Origin of the sequence: Rossellomorea oryzaecorticis (genome assembly GCF_045897515.1) — a bacterium.
GTDB lineage: Bacteria > Bacillota > Bacilli > Bacillales > Bacillaceae_B > Rossellomorea > Rossellomorea enclensis.
Window position 1 is genome coordinate 22,660 of sequence record NZ_JBJOSA010000020.1, and the last position, 15,264, is coordinate 37,923.

19 protein-coding genes are annotated in these 15,264 nt (G+C 43.5%); 5 read left to right on the forward strand and 14 right to left on the reverse strand.

Annotation, left to right across the window (positions count from 1 at the left end):
* Nucleotides 1-52: 52 nt before the first annotated feature.
* Both ACKA06_RS17700 and ACKA06_RS17705 read right to left on the reverse strand, forming a co-directional pair.
* Complete coding sequence (locus ACKA06_RS17700; RefSeq protein WP_032088215.1) at nt 53-511, reverse strand: hypothetical protein; 459 nt, start codon at nt 509-511, stop codon at nt 53-55.
* Between the two features lie 3 nt (nt 512-514).
* Nucleotides 515-1,303, reverse strand: a complete 789-nt coding sequence (locus tag ACKA06_RS17705) for a hypothetical protein (protein ID WP_411160314.1) — start codon at nt 1,301-1,303, stop codon at nt 515-517.
* 536 nt (nt 1,304-1,839) lie between these two features.
* On the opposite strand from ACKA06_RS17705, the gene ACKA06_RS17710 reads away from it, so the two are divergent.
* On the forward strand, nt 1,840-1,965 hold the full coding sequence (locus tag ACKA06_RS17710; RefSeq protein WP_411160315.1) for a hypothetical protein: 126 nt from the start codon (nt 1,840-1,842) through the stop codon (nt 1,963-1,965).
* 219 nt (nt 1,966-2,184) lie between these two features.
* Here the strand turns inward: ACKA06_RS17710 and dnaN are convergent, their stop codons facing one another.
* Nucleotides 2,185-3,315 carry a DNA polymerase III subunit beta gene (gene dnaN, locus ACKA06_RS17715; RefSeq protein ID WP_411160316.1) on the reverse strand — a complete coding sequence of 377 codons (1,131 nt, stop codon included), beginning with the start codon at nt 3,313-3,315 and terminating at the stop codon, nt 2,185-2,187.
* Nucleotides 3,316-3,511: 196 nt separating this feature from the next.
* Between dnaN and ACKA06_RS17720 the strand changes: the two genes are divergently transcribed.
* Nucleotides 3,512-4,660, forward strand: a complete 1,149-nt coding sequence (locus ACKA06_RS17720) for a hypothetical protein (protein ID WP_411160317.1) — start codon at nt 3,512-3,514, stop codon at nt 4,658-4,660.
* Between the two features lie 61 nt (nt 4,661-4,721).
* On the opposite strand, the gene catA is transcribed toward ACKA06_RS17720, so the two are convergent.
* The 8 genes from catA to ACKA06_RS17760 all read right to left on the reverse strand — a co-directional run bounded on the left by catA (nt 4,722) and on the right by ACKA06_RS17760 (nt 8,238).
* Nucleotides 4,722-5,369, reverse strand: coding sequence for a type A chloramphenicol O-acetyltransferase (catA, locus tag ACKA06_RS17725; RefSeq protein WP_411160318.1), 648 nt, complete (start codon nt 5,367-5,369; stop codon nt 4,722-4,724).
* Nucleotides 5,370-5,437: 68 nt separating this feature from the next.
* Nucleotides 5,438-5,689 (reverse strand): hypothetical protein, encoded by a 252-nt coding sequence (locus ACKA06_RS17730; RefSeq protein WP_064563173.1) that lies wholly within the window; start codon nt 5,687-5,689, stop codon nt 5,438-5,440.
* A gap of 30 nt (nt 5,690-5,719) precedes the next feature.
* Nucleotides 5,720-6,070 (reverse strand): cupin domain-containing protein, encoded by a 351-nt coding sequence (locus tag ACKA06_RS17735; protein WP_411160319.1) that lies wholly within the window; start codon nt 6,068-6,070, stop codon nt 5,720-5,722.
* Nucleotides 6,070-6,477: a GNAT family N-acetyltransferase gene (locus tag ACKA06_RS17740; protein WP_411160338.1), complete on the reverse strand. Its 408-nt coding sequence runs from the start codon at nt 6,475-6,477 to the stop codon at nt 6,070-6,072. The genes ACKA06_RS17735 and ACKA06_RS17740 overlap by 1 nt, the downstream gene beginning before the upstream one ends.
* Nucleotides 6,478-6,486: 9 nt before the next feature.
* Entirely contained in the window at nt 6,487-6,651 is a 165-nt protein-coding gene (locus ACKA06_RS17745; protein ID WP_411160320.1) for a hypothetical protein, read from the reverse strand.
* Between the two features lie 23 nt (nt 6,652-6,674).
* A complete protein-coding gene (locus tag ACKA06_RS17750; RefSeq protein WP_411160321.1) occupies nt 6,675-7,259 on the reverse strand; it encodes a histidine phosphatase family protein in 585 nt (194 codons plus the stop codon).
* A gap of 55 nt (nt 7,260-7,314) precedes the next feature.
* Complete coding sequence (locus ACKA06_RS17755; RefSeq protein WP_082921306.1) at nt 7,315-7,857, reverse strand: GNAT family N-acetyltransferase; 543 nt, start codon at nt 7,855-7,857, stop codon at nt 7,315-7,317.
* A 51-nt stretch (nt 7,858-7,908) separates the two neighbouring features.
* On the reverse strand, nt 7,909-8,238 hold the full coding sequence (locus tag ACKA06_RS17760) for an HIT domain-containing protein (RefSeq protein WP_064563166.1): 330 nt from the start codon (nt 8,236-8,238) through the stop codon (nt 7,909-7,911).
* 675 nt (nt 8,239-8,913) lie between these two features.
* Between ACKA06_RS17760 and ACKA06_RS17765 the strand changes: the two genes are divergently transcribed.
* The 3 genes from ACKA06_RS17765 to ACKA06_RS17775 are packed head-to-tail and all read left to right on the forward strand — an operon-like array spanning nt 8,914 to nt 12,709.
* Nucleotides 8,914-11,025 (forward strand): BglG family transcription antiterminator, encoded by a 2,112-nt coding sequence (locus tag ACKA06_RS17765; protein WP_064563162.1) that lies wholly within the window; start codon nt 8,914-8,916, stop codon nt 11,023-11,025.
* A 19-nt stretch (nt 11,026-11,044) separates the two neighbouring features.
* A complete protein-coding gene (locus ACKA06_RS17770) occupies nt 11,045-11,311 on the forward strand; it encodes a PTS sugar transporter subunit IIB (RefSeq protein WP_032088202.1) in 267 nt (88 codons plus the stop codon).
* 30 nt (nt 11,312-11,341) lie between these two features.
* Nucleotides 11,342-12,709, forward strand: a complete 1,368-nt coding sequence (locus ACKA06_RS17775) for a PTS ascorbate transporter subunit IIC (protein ID WP_064563160.1) — start codon at nt 11,342-11,344, stop codon at nt 12,707-12,709.
* A gap of 487 nt (nt 12,710-13,196) precedes the next feature.
* Here ACKA06_RS17775 and ACKA06_RS17780 read toward each other — a convergent pair whose 3' ends face one another.
* From ACKA06_RS17780 to ACKA06_RS17790, 3 genes are all read right to left on the reverse strand, one after another.
* Nucleotides 13,197-13,490, reverse strand: coding sequence for a hypothetical protein (locus tag ACKA06_RS17780; RefSeq protein ID WP_411160322.1), 294 nt, complete (start codon nt 13,488-13,490; stop codon nt 13,197-13,199).
* 70 nt (nt 13,491-13,560) lie between these two features.
* The gene (locus ACKA06_RS17785) at nt 13,561-14,067 is read right to left on the reverse strand and encodes a GNAT family N-acetyltransferase (protein ID WP_064564743.1); all 507 of its coding nucleotides are present in this window, start codon (nt 14,065-14,067) and stop codon (nt 13,561-13,563) included.
* Between the two features lie 77 nt (nt 14,068-14,144).
* Nucleotides 14,145-15,110, reverse strand: coding sequence for a quinone oxidoreductase family protein (locus ACKA06_RS17790; protein ID WP_064564745.1), 966 nt, complete (start codon nt 15,108-15,110; stop codon nt 14,145-14,147).
* Nucleotides 15,111-15,264: the final 154 nt, after the last annotated feature.

The following is a 15,264-nucleotide window of genomic DNA, read 5'->3' on the forward strand; positions in this document are numbered from 1 at the left end:
TAACTTAAGTGGGATCTATCCCACCGCCCCGCCGCAAAAGGGGCTGGCCGATTTAAATGACTTTCGCCACTCCCAAGGCATAGTGTTTGAAAAGTATGTTTTCTACCAGTTCGCCTTCAGATTCTTCGCAGTCTATGATCATGATGATTTCGGATTGGAAGCCTTTCAGGACTCTTCTTCTCTTTTTCATTATTTTTTCAGTGAATAATCGAATGGCAAAGCCGAGGATGAAACCTGCTGCCGCCCCGATCAACCCCCAATAGATAGGACCCCATTTCAATTCAAAACCAATACTGGCTCCGATTACTGCAAATGCGGTAGCTAGTGCGGCTCCAATATCAATTAAGGAAGTCCCATCAGAACGGTGCATCGTATCGAATACTTTCCGCTCCTCTGTCATGTTATCAAGGGGGACGATGAAGATATTCTCTTTAGCGATCCCTTTTTTCTCCAATGTCGCCACCGCCAATTCTATATGGATGGTATGTTCAAATGTCGAAAAGAGCTGCATTGACTATTTCACCTTCCGCCCCTTTAATATCTTAAAGGATGGAGATTGATAATGCTCCAAAAAAAATTTACGCTGTTCTTTATCATACAGTTTATTGTTTTCAACGGTATTGATATATGAGTCATATATAGAAAACCCATACAAAGAAGGGAAAAACAGCAGCCACTCAGGTTCCACAATGTCGGTTGCTTTTTCGATTTCACCTAAAAATAACAATGAGATTGCTTCTAGTCCGTGTGAGTAGTAAAAAAAGACAACCAACCAAACGATGACAAAAAATGCCGTTACGATCCGATGAATGTACAGCTGGCCCAACCCCGGTATGAATAATGACCATAATACTGACATAACAGGATTTCGTTTATCCAAGTAATTGATTTCAAGCGCACCTATACTGAATGAATTGATTTTATGTTCTTCACGGTCTGCAAGCACATACACATTATTTAAGTCAACCGTGGTGCGGTAACTGTCCCAAATGGCAAATATATATACCGGGATATATATCAGCAGCCATCGTGTATCGAGTACTTCTTTTGCCAAATCAATTTCCCCTTGAAATGAATACACCATTGCTAAGTTTAGGTTTGACTGTATATTAACTACGACTTCCCAGATGAACAAAACGAACCCCCTGAGATATTTTGATAACAAAAGGTGCCCAAATCCGGGAAATGCAGCACTCCACCATGCAATAATATAAGGATTCTTAAGGTGTATTTGTGTGGTGCCAAGGAGACTTACATAGGCTCTATATCTTCTGGCTGTGTTGTCATTTGTATAATTATCCATTTTCAGTCCTCTTGGTCTTTTTTTAACAGTACTTACCAAATGAAAGTTTTTTATACTAAAGGTTATGAGTTGGCAGGTGAGACATGGATGTCAGGTCCCGTGACCGAATTTGAAAGAGTGCATAGTTAAGGACAGGTCCCATTGCGGGAACCTGCCCTTTTCAGAATTATTCATCTCGATTATTGGCAAAAATTTTTCCGTTTTCGTTCATTGCTTATCCTAAGTCCAATTTTTCAATGGAGATGACTGGTTTTATTGATTGAAGTGATGGCCGAAACCATTTATGATCCATTTCAGGGATTTATGATCCATTCGACAAAAAATACGCGCCGTTTTCAGGATTTATGATCCATTCCAGAAAAATATGATCCATTTTCGAATTATATGATCCTTTTATAATCATTCTAATCTCGGTGCACTTCAGAAGCACAAGCCGCTACCTCTTCTCATTGTGCAACGCCAGATAATCGGGTCAAGGTACCTTTCCCCTCGACCCGGTTAGGAAGCTTAATATAAATGATGAGCAGAGTCCTGAAATGGATAAGATAAGTGCGTTCAGGGCCAGGGAAGTTAAGCTGATTCCTGTCCACCCTCCTACAGCGAGGCTGATCATCCATGTCAGAACCGATAGAATCGCAAGAATCAAAAAGAATGTAACATGAAAGAACGAGTTTGATTTTGTATATTTCTGTAAAACCTGAAATCCGGTCGCTATCACGATTCCAGCAAGAATAAGATAAAAGTAACTCATAGCGCATCTCCCCTTTATCGTCTTTTTTGCATAAGTATGACGGCTGCGGAGTGGTTTTGGTTGTAAATGGCTAAAAAAAATGAAAACGATTGATTAATTTCCAGCTTAGACCGCTGTCCGGCCTACAAAGCTAATACGACCGCACCGGAGAAATCAGATGCAGGCAGGAAGGGTTTCCGACTGGTTCGATCAGGATAGGCTTCATGGAGCCGCCAAAACTTATATTTATTTCTTCTTCCTTTATTGCTTTCAGGGAGTCGATCATAAAATTCGCATCCAGTGAGATGCTTAATTCGCTTCCCCCTTCAATGTTTTTAAAAGGTTGGGTTTCTTCTATTCTGCCTATTTCAGATGAAGTGGAGGAAATCTTCAGCCGTGTCCCGTTTATTATTTCCAGATGTACATTATTGTTCTTCCATTCACTTGCGAAAAGACAGGCACGGTCGATCCCTTTTAAAAATTGTTTTGTGTCGAGGGTTATGACTGTCTTGGAATCTTTGGGTATCAGTGCTGAAACGTTTGGATAGTTACCTTCAATCAATCTTGAAAATAGGGATGAATCAGCTGTTTTAAATACGATGTAACTGTCACTCAGAAAGATATGTATGATTTCAGTTTCGCCTGGAATCAACTTTACGAGCTCATTTAGGCTTGTGCTTGGGATAATGAATGATCCTCTGATATTTGAATCGATCTTGATCTCCCTTAATGCTAGGCGGTGGGAATTCGTCGCAGCGCATGTTAGATGATTTTCTTTTAAAAACAGGTTAACCCCCGTCAGGACCGGTCGGCTTTCATTCTTTGCAACAGCGAAGGCAGTCTGTTTGATCATTTCGAGTAATTCAGTACCAGGGATTCTGATAGGACTGCTTTCGTCAATCACGGGCATGTTTGGATATTCTTCTGAAGGAAATCCTTTCAGACTGGTGATGATTTCACCGGATTGCAGAGTGATGAGCTGCTTCCCGTCTGCTTTTACATGGATCTCTCCGGGCAATTTCTTCACGATTTCACTTATATATTTCGCCGTTACGACGACACTGCCGGTTTGCTTAACCTCCAATACCCTCGTGCCGTCGATTGTCAACGGTATCTTTTTTTCAATAATAAGATCTGAGTTGCTTCCGATCAGGACCAGGGCATCTTCTTCTGCAGTTATCTTAATGCCCGTCAATATCGGGAAAGGTGTCTTCAGGGATACGGCTTTACTGACTTCGGATATAGCTTTATGAAAACACTCACTATTTATGCTGAGTTCCATTATGGGTTCACTCCAATTTTTATATGCTAGTAGAAACATTCGACAAACTTCTCCAATATCCCTTTTATGGTAAATCACTGCACGCTGACGCTGGTTAGTATAATTCTCAGAAACTTCCAATCAAGAAAATTATCAAATTGTTTTACATAGGTTTCATATTCCTCCATAATCTTCTTTGTAGAAAGGGTGTATGGATATGAAGAAACTATTAATTATGCTTGCAGCTGGATCACTAATGCTCGGAGCATGTTCGAGTAGTCCAGCAATAAAAGAGAATGCGAAGGAAACCCAAGATGCGGACAAGAAACAAGAAAAAGACAGTGCAGCTGAGAAAAAGAAAAAAGAAGAACCGAAAGAACCAGAACAACCCTTTAAAGCGCTGGAACCTTCTGAAGATGCTGTGTCTCTGAAGGAACGCCTGTCTAAAGAGGAGAAGAAGGAAATCCCTGAGGAAGAAAACGAAGAAAATCTTGATGAAGAACAGCCTGATCCAAATGAAGGAACACAGGAAAAGGATACTGAACGTAAAGTGCCGGTCGGTGAAACGCTCGCAAACGGAAAGGAAGATCTCTCCGATGGGCCATTGAAGGATCACAGGCTGGTTACCTACTACGGGACACCCCAGTCTAAAAATATGGGGATCCTGGGTACGATGGAACCTGAAGCGTTTATGAAAAAATTGAAGGAACAAACTCAGGCTTACTCTGACCTCGATCCCGAACGTCCGGCAGTGCCGACGATTGAGCTGATTACAACGATGGCCCAAAATGAAGCGGGTCCAGACGGGGATTATGTGCGGATGACCGCAGAAAAGAATATTGAAACCTATGTGAAACTTGCTGAAAAGCATGATGCGCTTGTAATCCTTGATATTCAGCTCGGAACGGACACCGTCATGAATCAGGTGAAGATGGTCGAGAAATGGCTGAAGCACCCTCAGGTCCACCTTGCGATCGATACCGAATTTCACGTCGCAGAAGGGGAGAAGCCCGGCGAGGATCTCGGTCAGGTTGATGGAAGGAAGATACAGGAGGCAGTCGAGTATATTTCCGAGCTGACAGAAAAGAACAATCTGCCCGATAAACTTGTAATGGTCCACCAGTTCACAGGGCCCGTTTTGACCCATAAAGATAAGATCCAGGGAACGGAAAACGTCCAGGTCGCCATCAACTTTGACGGTTGGGGACCGGCTGCGGACAAACAGGCCCTATACGGAAAGTACATACGTGAAGAACCGAATCAATATGGAGGATTCAAGATTTTTTATGATAAGGATGTACCGGTCCTGACACCTGAAGAAGTGTTGAAGATGGATCCGAGTCCGGCGGTTGTTAATTATCAGTAATGGAAAAAACACAGGGACGAGTCGCCCGAGCCGTCCCTGTGTTTTATTACTTCTAAATTCCTTATAACCAATCTCCGCTGTTATCCGCAAGATCCTGCAGTCCATTCATGAACACACCTGCATGATACCCGTCACAAACGGCATGATGAATCTGCATTGAAACAGGGAGCAGAACTTCACCATCTGCGTATGAATACTTGCCAGCAGTAATGATCGGCAGTAAATAATCACGTCCGGTTCCTATGTTCAAATTAAATGCCGTGAAGGAACTCCACGGAACCATTGAAATCGGAATATGATTTACGGGCATAGGTTTTTTGGGAAATAAACGTCCCGTCCCATTATAGATTTCAACATCCTTCAAATAGTGGGCATGAAACATTGCAAAATCATCTGTAACCGGCGTCCAGATGCATGAAAAGGTGTGGGACCGCCCGTCAAAGATCGTGTAAGCCGGGCAAATCTCCGGCCAATACCCTAGCTCCCCTTCTTCATTGAAACCCGTCCTGAATTCTCTGTGCTCATTAACAACCCTCGTCACCATATAAATAAACGCAGGGTAGAGCTTATATTTCTTTTCCTTAAGATTCTCCAAAAGTCTAGTGATCGAAATATTATTAGTCATACTGAACGTTGTCTGCTGCTGCAGATAGTACTCAAAGTATTCTTTCCTCTGCCAATTTTCCTGATCAATACGATTAAATGTCATATTACACGCCTCCTAAAGTATGGAATTTTCACCCTTAAGAGGCCGAATCCACTGCTTTCACCATCTTGTCACTCCTTTTTAGATTCGGAAATTTCATCCTTTAGATAACGGACATATAAAAAGGCCACAACGACCCCTATGATTGAAATGATCACGGAATATCTGAATATCTTAAAGAAAAACTCCGGAAATGGTGTTACTTCAAACGAGCTCATACCTTCCACATCGGTTGTCGACTTTTCTCTTTTAAGTAAGGCGACAAATAAAAAAAAAGGAACAATAAATGAATAAATCCCTGTTTTCACTAAAATCTTCTCCACTCCTACCCCTCCCATGCGTAGCTGCTTTTTCTATATACTCTTTAAAAATGAAGTATCTAACTCTTCGCCCTCTATAACAATCGCAGTGAGACCTGTTTCCGATTTCGTTTCATGCCATTCGCCGCCCTCCCAGTACACCGCATCCCCGGGGTGGACCTTGATGAATTCGTTTGATTCCCCTCTGGCCAAGCCTTCACCTTCTACGATCAGCAGAAGCTGAGGCACCACGGCTTCGTGATAACCAATCACCCCGTTTTCTTCAAGATACATGCAGCCTATATGAGCAGGTTTCTGGGTAAGTGTAATCCGGGACATCATAAAGTCCGAATCAAATTGCGTAATTTTCTTTCCTGCCTCTTTGCTGAATTGATAGATTTTCATTAGAGCCTCCCGAAAAATTCGACTTTTTGATCAACCAACTTCTGAATCCTTCCCATCACGATGGTATGATAATAGTTTCCGTCAGATAACCGCTTGTCATCTTTTAGTACACCTTCCACTTCAAAACCAAGTTTCTTATACAGTTTTATCGCATTTTCATTGGTTTCAAGGACACTCAGCGTGATTTTCCTTAATTGATTCGAGTCTGCCCAAAGGATGGATTCCTGTAAAAGATTCTTTCCAATTCCATGTCCCCAGAACTCCTTCAATACCCCGACTCCGAACTCCACCCTGTGAGAAGTCCTTTTTAAATTATTCCCTTCACATCTGGAGAAACCCGCAATCCGGCCGTTTGTTTCTGCTACAAGAAATAGATTGGCTTGGCTGTCCGAGTCCTCTTTTATGATTTCCTCAAATCATTCCGCGTCTATGTAGGCTTCTCCTTTTTCCCTGTCCATGTTCTCAGTCTCTCCATCGATTTGCAGCCTGACATCGGACAGCATCTTTGCATCCTCAGGTTTAGCTGACCTAATTACGTAACGCAAACCTGGTACAGTGTATTCTCTTCCTTCAACAATCATGATGATCTCCTCCTCATTATGCTTTATAAGCAAACCTCAGCTTTATTCCCCAGCCTGTGAACGGCAACTAATTCCTCTCCATCAAACGCCATTTTATAAATATCCGGCTTGGTGGTGCTGTATAAGAAACTCAAGTCAAACTTATCATCGTAAAAATTCATCATCAGTGTCATAACGATTCCGTGTGTACCAAGTGCTATTTTTTGTCCTGAATAGGTTGTTAATAAATCTTTAAGAGCACCTATAGCCCGTTGCTGGCATGCAGCATTGGATTCCGTACCCTCCAAGGCAAAGTGCGGTTCAGAGAACGATTTAATCAGTAACGGCATCAGCTCTTTGTCTGATACCCGAATGTCTTCTGCTGAGGAAATTTTCTCTTTTAGGTTTTCAATCACTACTACTTTCTTCCCCAACTCTCTGGCGAGTGGTTCAACCGTTAGTACCGAACGGATATAAGGACTTGAAACGACCGCGTCTATCCCCTCTTTTTTTAATATCCGTGTAATTCGTTGAGCGTCTTGTCTTCCTTTTTCCGTTAAAACCCGTTTTCTTTCATTTCCTTCTTTGGGTGAGTCACCGTGTCTGATCATGTAGATGAAGGTTTGCATGATCATCCCCATCCTTTCATTTTCCAGTTAACCTGTTACGCCGGGTGTCTTCAATCTAAAAAACCTTTACCAGCTCTATATCAGCATATTTACAGGCACCGTATTCTCTATCGCCATAAATCCCCTGAATGGTATCAAGCCCCTGCTCCGTCCAAAACCTGAGTGCGGGCCAATTTTTGATTGCTACATTTGCCCGCACTTCTCGATATCCAGCTTGCTCCACAATAGATAAGAGTTCACTGACCACTTCCTGACCAAGACCTTTTCTATGGAATTCCTTTTCAATATACAGGTAGTTAATATAAAAGGATTCAGTTGCCGGGTAGCCGTGATACGTGGTCAGCAATCCAGCAAGGTGTTCATTACCCTTCAGCCGGATCACTTGAATTTTAAATTGAGCATTAGTTCCACCAGGCGGAATGTCACCCTCGATAAAACAGCGGTAAGCATACTCTTTATCAAAGCTGCTGCCGTCCCATTGATGGATGTAGCTTCCTTGTTCGTACAGTTCCTGGACGGGTTGAATTTCTTCTTCAGTCATGTCCTTTATGAAGAGTCTGTTTGTTTTCCAGTGGTTCGGTATCATTTTTATTTTCATTGTTCCGATAACTCCATTCCCCTTGTCATTACCTTCTCTTAATTAATTTCATCACCCCGCCGGCTTCCCCGAAACAATATGCCAATGCAGATGCTTAGAATCCTGATAGTTCCCCAAATTGGTAATCACACGGCATGCACCGTACTCCTCTGTTATCATGGCAGCAACCTTCCTGATCACACCCATCAGTTCGAGCAGCAATTCATTATCACTGTCCTCCAACGTAATTAAAGACGAAATATGGCTCTTCGGAATGGCCACAATATGTACAGGATAAAATGGACGGGTATGATGATAAGCCAGCACATGATCGGTTTCCAGCACTTTCTTCACTTCGGTATTCCCGCTTAATACTTCATCACAATAAAAGTCGTTGGTCATTTCATTTCCTCCTTTGATTCGGTTAAAGAAAGGGAACTCCGATAATTTGGAATTCCCTTGTTAAATTAAATATCGGTATTTACATGAGTGTTAAGAAAGAGAACAGAAATATCAATACTACATACTTATAGGCTGTATTTGGTGATTTGTATTTAGAGAACCCCTTCTTAAGATCGGCTGTTAAAAAGGAAAGAAATACAATAATTAAAATAAATGTAAGGCTGCCTTGTATGGAAGCCAAGCCAGTAAATAGTGTCAACACTAAAACCGTGCCTATGATGACGATCAGCGAGAAAGTTATATACTCTGATTTGAAGCGTGTGGAGTTTTGCATGAATTGTTATCCTCTGTTTCAAGTGATTTGGAAAAATATGATAATACCAGTTTATCACAGGCAGAATCAGCTGAGAACTGATTTTCCCGGAGTCTTTCTGTTTTCCAAGGGTAGAAGTCTACTCATTTAGATTCCAGGCCATCCTTTTAATGGAAGTGAATATCCCTAAATCCTCTTAACTGTACAATTTTGCAAATTTACACTAACAAACTCTGAACACTGAAACCCCTTTCATTCCTTTAAAATAGCCCTTATACTAGACTCATAAGATGATCATCAAATAATTCAAGAATATAAAAATGCAAAATTCACGCCAGATTATAGCTGTAAGGAGGATCCTCATGGTATTGGATAAGAGACGTGCACACCTATTATCCATCATTCAGCAATCTGACGAGCCTGTCCCGACGAAGGTTTTGGTCGAAAGGATGAATTTGTCCCAGCGGACCATTTATTATGACCTCGACCAGATCAATAGCTGGCTGCGGACTCAGAAGTTAGAACCGATTGATAGTAAACATGGTCAGGGTTTGTTCCTACCCCCTCAATCGAAATCGAAGCTGATGCTGAAGCAAGGTGAGAGTTTTGAAGATTGGCAGTATCAATTATCGAAGCAGGAACGCGGAGTGCTGATTAAGGCAAAAATCTTACTTGAAGAACAGGACGCGACCATGAAAGTCTTCATGGACTTGACGAGCATGAGCCGCGGGACGATTGCGAAGGAGATTAAAGAGATCAAGCAGGATTTCAAGGATGCCGGTTTGGAGCTTTATTACAAGAAAGGTTCCGGGTACCGCCTGCGTGGGTCCGAGGAAGCGAAGAGAACGATGCTCTCCACCATTCTCGCAGCCATCTTCTCACATGAAGATTGGCAGAATGTCCGGAATGAGGTCTATAAGATGATTCACCCCGAAGCTTCCACCTGGTCAAGTGAAACCGATCAGAGACGAGTAGTGAGGGAAATTCTTTTCGAAGCGGAAAGTGACATGGGGTTGACGCTGACGGATGAAATGGTCGAGATTTTATCGCTGCAGATCTTAATAGTCATAAAGCGGATCGATCTCGATGAATTCATCCAGGTGCCCAGGGCTGAAAAAGAGGTACTCAAGCAAACGGATGCCTTCAAGGCCGCCACGCTCATCACACAAAAACTTGAAGCTTACAAGGGGGTCACCTTCCCTGAAGATGAAACCTGCTTTATCACCATGAACCTGCTTGGTTCGAAGGTCCAGCATGACAATTTTGATCATTACACCGAGCAGGAATTATCAGGACTCAGGGAAGTTGTCCGCAATATGATTGATGATTTTCAATTGTATTCCTGTGTGGTATTCGACGACCGGCGAGGACTGGAAGAAAACCTGATCTCCCATATTAAGCCGACCTATTACCGGCTTAAGTACGGGCTCCATATCGTCAATGATTTGGCCGGAAGCATCCAGGATACCTACCCGGACATTTTTCACCTGACCAAACGGGTTATCAGACATTTGGAACTGTATGTCGGCAAACGGGTCCCGGAAGAAGAAGCTGCCTATATCACCCTTCATTTTGGCGGCTGGCTGTCTAAAGAGAAAAAGTCAGTGGAAACGAAGTTCAGGTCCATTATCGTCTGTGAAAACGGAATCGGCACTTCCAATATGCTAAGGACCCAGCTGGAGAATCTGATTGCAGGACTGAATGTGACCGCCACGATCTCCATGAGGGAATACCAGACGAAACACCATGTGGCAGACGTCATTTTTTCAACCAATTATATAAAAGCAAAGGACATTCCAGTCATCCATGTTCCCGCTATCCTGACGAACGTGGAAAAGGAACGGGTCATGCATCGGATGAATGAGCTGTTCGATCCGAATGCACCCGGGAAAGCGATGACCGATCACCTCATCGATCTCATCAAACGCCATGCTGACGTCCATCAAGAAGATGAGTTAAAGCATGAACTGGTCCGCTTCCTGGAACAAAAAACTCCACAGCTAAAGGAGCTAAGAAAGCCTATGCTCAATGAATTACTGACAGAAGAAACGATCGTACTGAAAGACAGCGTGGACACTTGGGAAGAAGCCATCGAAACAGCTTCCCGTCCGCTCATCGACCAGCACTCTATCACCCCGTCATATGTGAAAGCTATGATTGAAAATGTAAAGGAATTAGGCCCTTATATCGTGATTGCCCCGGGGATCGCCATCCCCCATGCACGTCCGGAAACAGGGGTCGAGGAGCTGGGGATGAGTTTTCTGAGGCTGAAAGAACCTGTTTATTTTTCCGAAAAAGAAAAGCATCGTGCCCAGCTGATCATCGTATTGGCCGCGATCGATAATCAAACCCATCTAAAAGCATTGGCCCAGCTCACTGCACTGCTGTCCAATGAAGAAAATGTGGAGAAGCTGATTTCAGCAGAAAATTCAAACATCGTAATCGACTTAATAAACCAAACAATCGAAGTATAAATTAGAGGAGGAAAACAACATGAAAAAAGTATTAGTAGTATGTGGAAATGGATTAGGAAGCAGCATGATCGTGGAGATGAATATTAAAGCGGCTCTTAAGGACATGGGGAAAGAAGCAGAGGTTTCCCATACGGATCTGACAACTGCGAAAACGGAACAGGCGGATCTGTTCATCGGTTCCGAAGATATAGTGGGCAGCCTTGAAGACGGCCGCAAAAATGTCGTTAAACTGAAGAACCTGATGGATAAAAACGAATTGAAGTCTGCGTTGGAACAAAATATCTAGTCCCATTTTTCAAACAAAGGAGCGATATAAATGGTTGATATCATTATGAAAGACATCCTTGGTACACCTGCAATCCTTGTCGGACTCTTTGCTCTTGTCGGCCTTCTTGTCCAGAAGAAAAATTCCGGGGATGTCGTTTCCGGCACACTGAAGACCGTGATGGGCTTCGTCATACTCGGAGCGGGTGCGAATGTGCTTGTCCAGTCACTCGGTCAATTCAGCAGCATGTTCAACGAAGCTTTCGCGGTCGACGGGGTCATCCCCAACAATGAAGCGATCGTAGCACTGGCCCAGGAAAGCTTTGGTACAGAAACAGCGATGATCATGCTGTTCGGTATGGTCGTGAACATTCTGATTGCACGTTTCAGTCCTTTTAAATATATCTTCTTAACCGGTCACCATACGATGTTCATGGCCTGCTTGATTGCGGTCATCCTAACGACTGGAGGTCTTTCCGGTGTGCCATTGATCATCCTTGGTTCGATCATCCTTGGTTCACTGATGGTCCTTTCACCGGCGATGCTTCAACCGTTCACTCGCAAGGTCACAGGTTCTGATGACTTTGCCATCGGTCACTTCGGTTCGGTCGGATATTTGGCTTCCGCCGCAGTAGGGAAAGTCGTAGGAAAAGGCTCCAAATCAACAGAGGAAATAAAAGTTCCGAAATCACTCGGATTCCTCAGGGATACCTCCGTTTCCGTATCCTTGACGATGGTCATCTTGTTCTTCATCGTCGCTGGCGCGGCTGGGCCTGCTTTCGTTGAAAGTCAGCTGAGCGACGGACAGAACTTCCTTGTGTTCGCGTTCATGCAGGGAATCACATTCGCTGCGGGTGTCTACATCATCCTTGCGGGTGTGCGCATGCTCCTTGGAGAAATCGTCCCTGCCTTCAAAGGCATCGCGGACAAAATCGTCCCGAATGCTAAACCTGCCCTTGATTGCCCGGCCATCTTCCCGTTCGCGGGTAACGCCGTCATCATCGGCTTCCTGTTCAGTTTCATCGCAGGACTTGTCAGCATGCTGTTCCTGCCATTGCTCGGCTTAAAGGTCATCGTCCCAGGACTCGTCCCCCACTTCTTCACAGGTGCAGCGGCAGGAGTCTTCGGAAACTCAACCGGCGGCCGCCGCGGCGCAATCATCGGTTCAATGGCAAACGGTGTCATGATCAGCTTCCTCCCTGCTCTATTGCTGCCGGTCCTTGGATCGTTAGGATTCCAGGGAACCACATTCGGTGATGCCGACTTCGGTGTTGTCGGAATCGTGCTTGGCAACCTTGTAAAACTGTTTGATTCTGCCGGTGTCCTGTTTGCAGCGATCATCGTGGTTTTGGCTGTGTTGTTCTTTATCGGGTTTAGATCTAAAGCTGGTGAGGATAAAAATGGAACGGAAGCCGCTTAATAAGTGATATGTTGAAGTCCCGTGATTCCCTTTTTTTGGGGGCGGGGCTTCTTTGTTTTGTTGTGGGTGCGGGAAAGGGTTAGGGCACGGTTCTTTTCCTTACACCTCTTGGAATAGGTAGGTGCCACTGTTTTAAAGATTTTTCGACAAGTGGCTTGAAAAATTGGCAAAGTGGATCGTATTTTTGTAAAAGGGGAGCGTAAATTAAGAAAGTGGAACGCATTTTTAAAAAGTGGCTTGAAAATGACGTAAAGTGGCTTGAAAACAAGTGACCAGCAGCCACATAACCCACTACTGCTTCGTTTCCGCTCTACAATAACCTGAGTGACGCCCGTATTATGGTGAATCTTCGCCAATAATGATGATTTTTTTCAGATTTATGGTGATAAAAATGTATTTGTGCTGAATTTTTTTATATATGCTGACTTATTTTGTTTTTTGCTGAAATTACTTAGATAAGCAATACGGATCAGCGGTCCCGCCCTTTCTAGCTTTCTTTTTTCTTCCACATATAATAGTTATAGAAAAATTGGATCGCAAACGCCACAAGGATGAAAAGAACAAAACTAATTTTTATTGCTTTGCTTAAGTCTATGTACATCAAGAAAATCATGATCAACACGATGAGCGGAAAGGATATTAATGTCCGAATCATTTTTCTCCTATAAGATAATCCAAAATAATTCATCTTAAATCCTTTATTGGTTTTGTTTTTGAATATGAGTGAGAAAATGATAACAGTTGCTATGGAAGCAATGGTGGAGATCAGGAAAATGTCCACGGTCAGTCCTCCTTCCTAATCATTATTATTTATTTACTATAGTATCAGAAAGACTTTTTTCTCTACTAAATTACACACTTCTGCAATATCTCCACGAAAGATAACCTTCCTCCTCCGCATTCCCGAAACTCTCTTGTTCCCTTACAAACTCGAATTGTCGCGCTTCATAAAAAGGGATCCCCTTTTCATTTCCTTTTGCAACCGACACCCACTGCTTTTTCGCTCCGTTTTCCCTCTGCACGTCAGTAAATACTTGTAACAATTTGGTTCCTATTCCTTCCCCCCTGCGATTAGGGTCTAAATAAAGTACAAAGATTTCCCCCTCATCTTTACTGATCAAGCCTCCGCCGATTGCGCCGACAACTTCATTTCCTTCTATCGCTACATACCATCCATTCCAATCGCGGCTTGTATGGGTGATTTCCTTACGAATTCGATCATGATGATAAAATTCAGCTATGACTCTTTCTATATATGTATCTGCATGTGTTTCCTTATATGTATCTCTATATCCCTCTGAACAAACATTGATTATTCCTTTGATATGTTCAGTACCAGCCTTTTTCACTTCTATCATAAAAGGTTCCCCCTTTGTCTTTTTTCACATCGTATTTGTGCAGCCACACTAGAAATTAACATTCACTCAAATCATTATTACACCCTCAACAAAACCTTCCCCTCATACTGCCGGCTCTCCACCAGTTGATGAGCAAGCGCAGCATCCCTCAAGTCAAACACCTTCGCAATCGGAAGTTTCACTTTTTCCGTAGAAAAGAGTTCCAGCACTTTCTCCGCAACGGGCCATAGACGTTCCGGCCTGTACTTTCTCGTCGTTCCTAAGCTGAACCCCTTCACATTCCTGCAGCTGCTATGGACGTCGCTGGTTTTAAAGACGCCGGCTTTACCGCTGCTGTTGCCGAATTGCACAAGCGTGCCGTAGAGGGCAAGGCAATCCATACTTTTGCCGGTCACTTCACCTGCAACAGAATCGAAAATCACATCGGCGCCCCGCCCATCGGTTTTCTCTGTGGTGATATCGGTAAAAGTGTCATATGTACAAACTGCATCCGCGCCTAATTCTTTCACGTACTCTTCTTTACCAAGGTCGCCAACCGTGGCGATCACGCTTTCCGCGCCTGCCAGTTTCGACATTTGCACCAGCATGGAACCAACGCCGCCGGCAGCACTGTGAACGACAACAGTGTCTCCTTCTTTCACTTCCCCAATTTCATGAATCAAGAGATAAGATAAAATCGAAACTGTTGGCATGGCTGCAGCCTTTTCGAACGACAACTTATCAGGAATCTTGAAGACCAATGATTCTTTCGCTTTTACATATTCTGCATATGAACCTGCACTAGGAAACGCCATGACGCGGTCTCCAACCGAAAATGGTGAATCACGTCCGGCCACCTCAATTGTCCCGGCTGCGTCGAGCCCAAGAATCATAGGGAATTCCCCCTTCCCTTTTGCACCATTACGTTTTTTGATATCAGCATAGTTGACGCTCGTATATGCGGTCCGGATCAACACCTCCCCTTCTTGTATGTGCGGCCTGTCCACTTCTGCAAACCGCAGGACATCCGCATTTCCAAATTCATTTTGTATGACCGCTTTCATGTTGATTCCCCCATTTGAACAAATTATAAGTTATGCCTGCCTTCTTCAATTCCATAATAATTCAATACCAGTCATTTGGGATAATACAAAAAATGAATAAGAAGTGCTTCTATTTACTTATGAATCTTTATTTTCCGGTCCAAAAAGGGCCGGC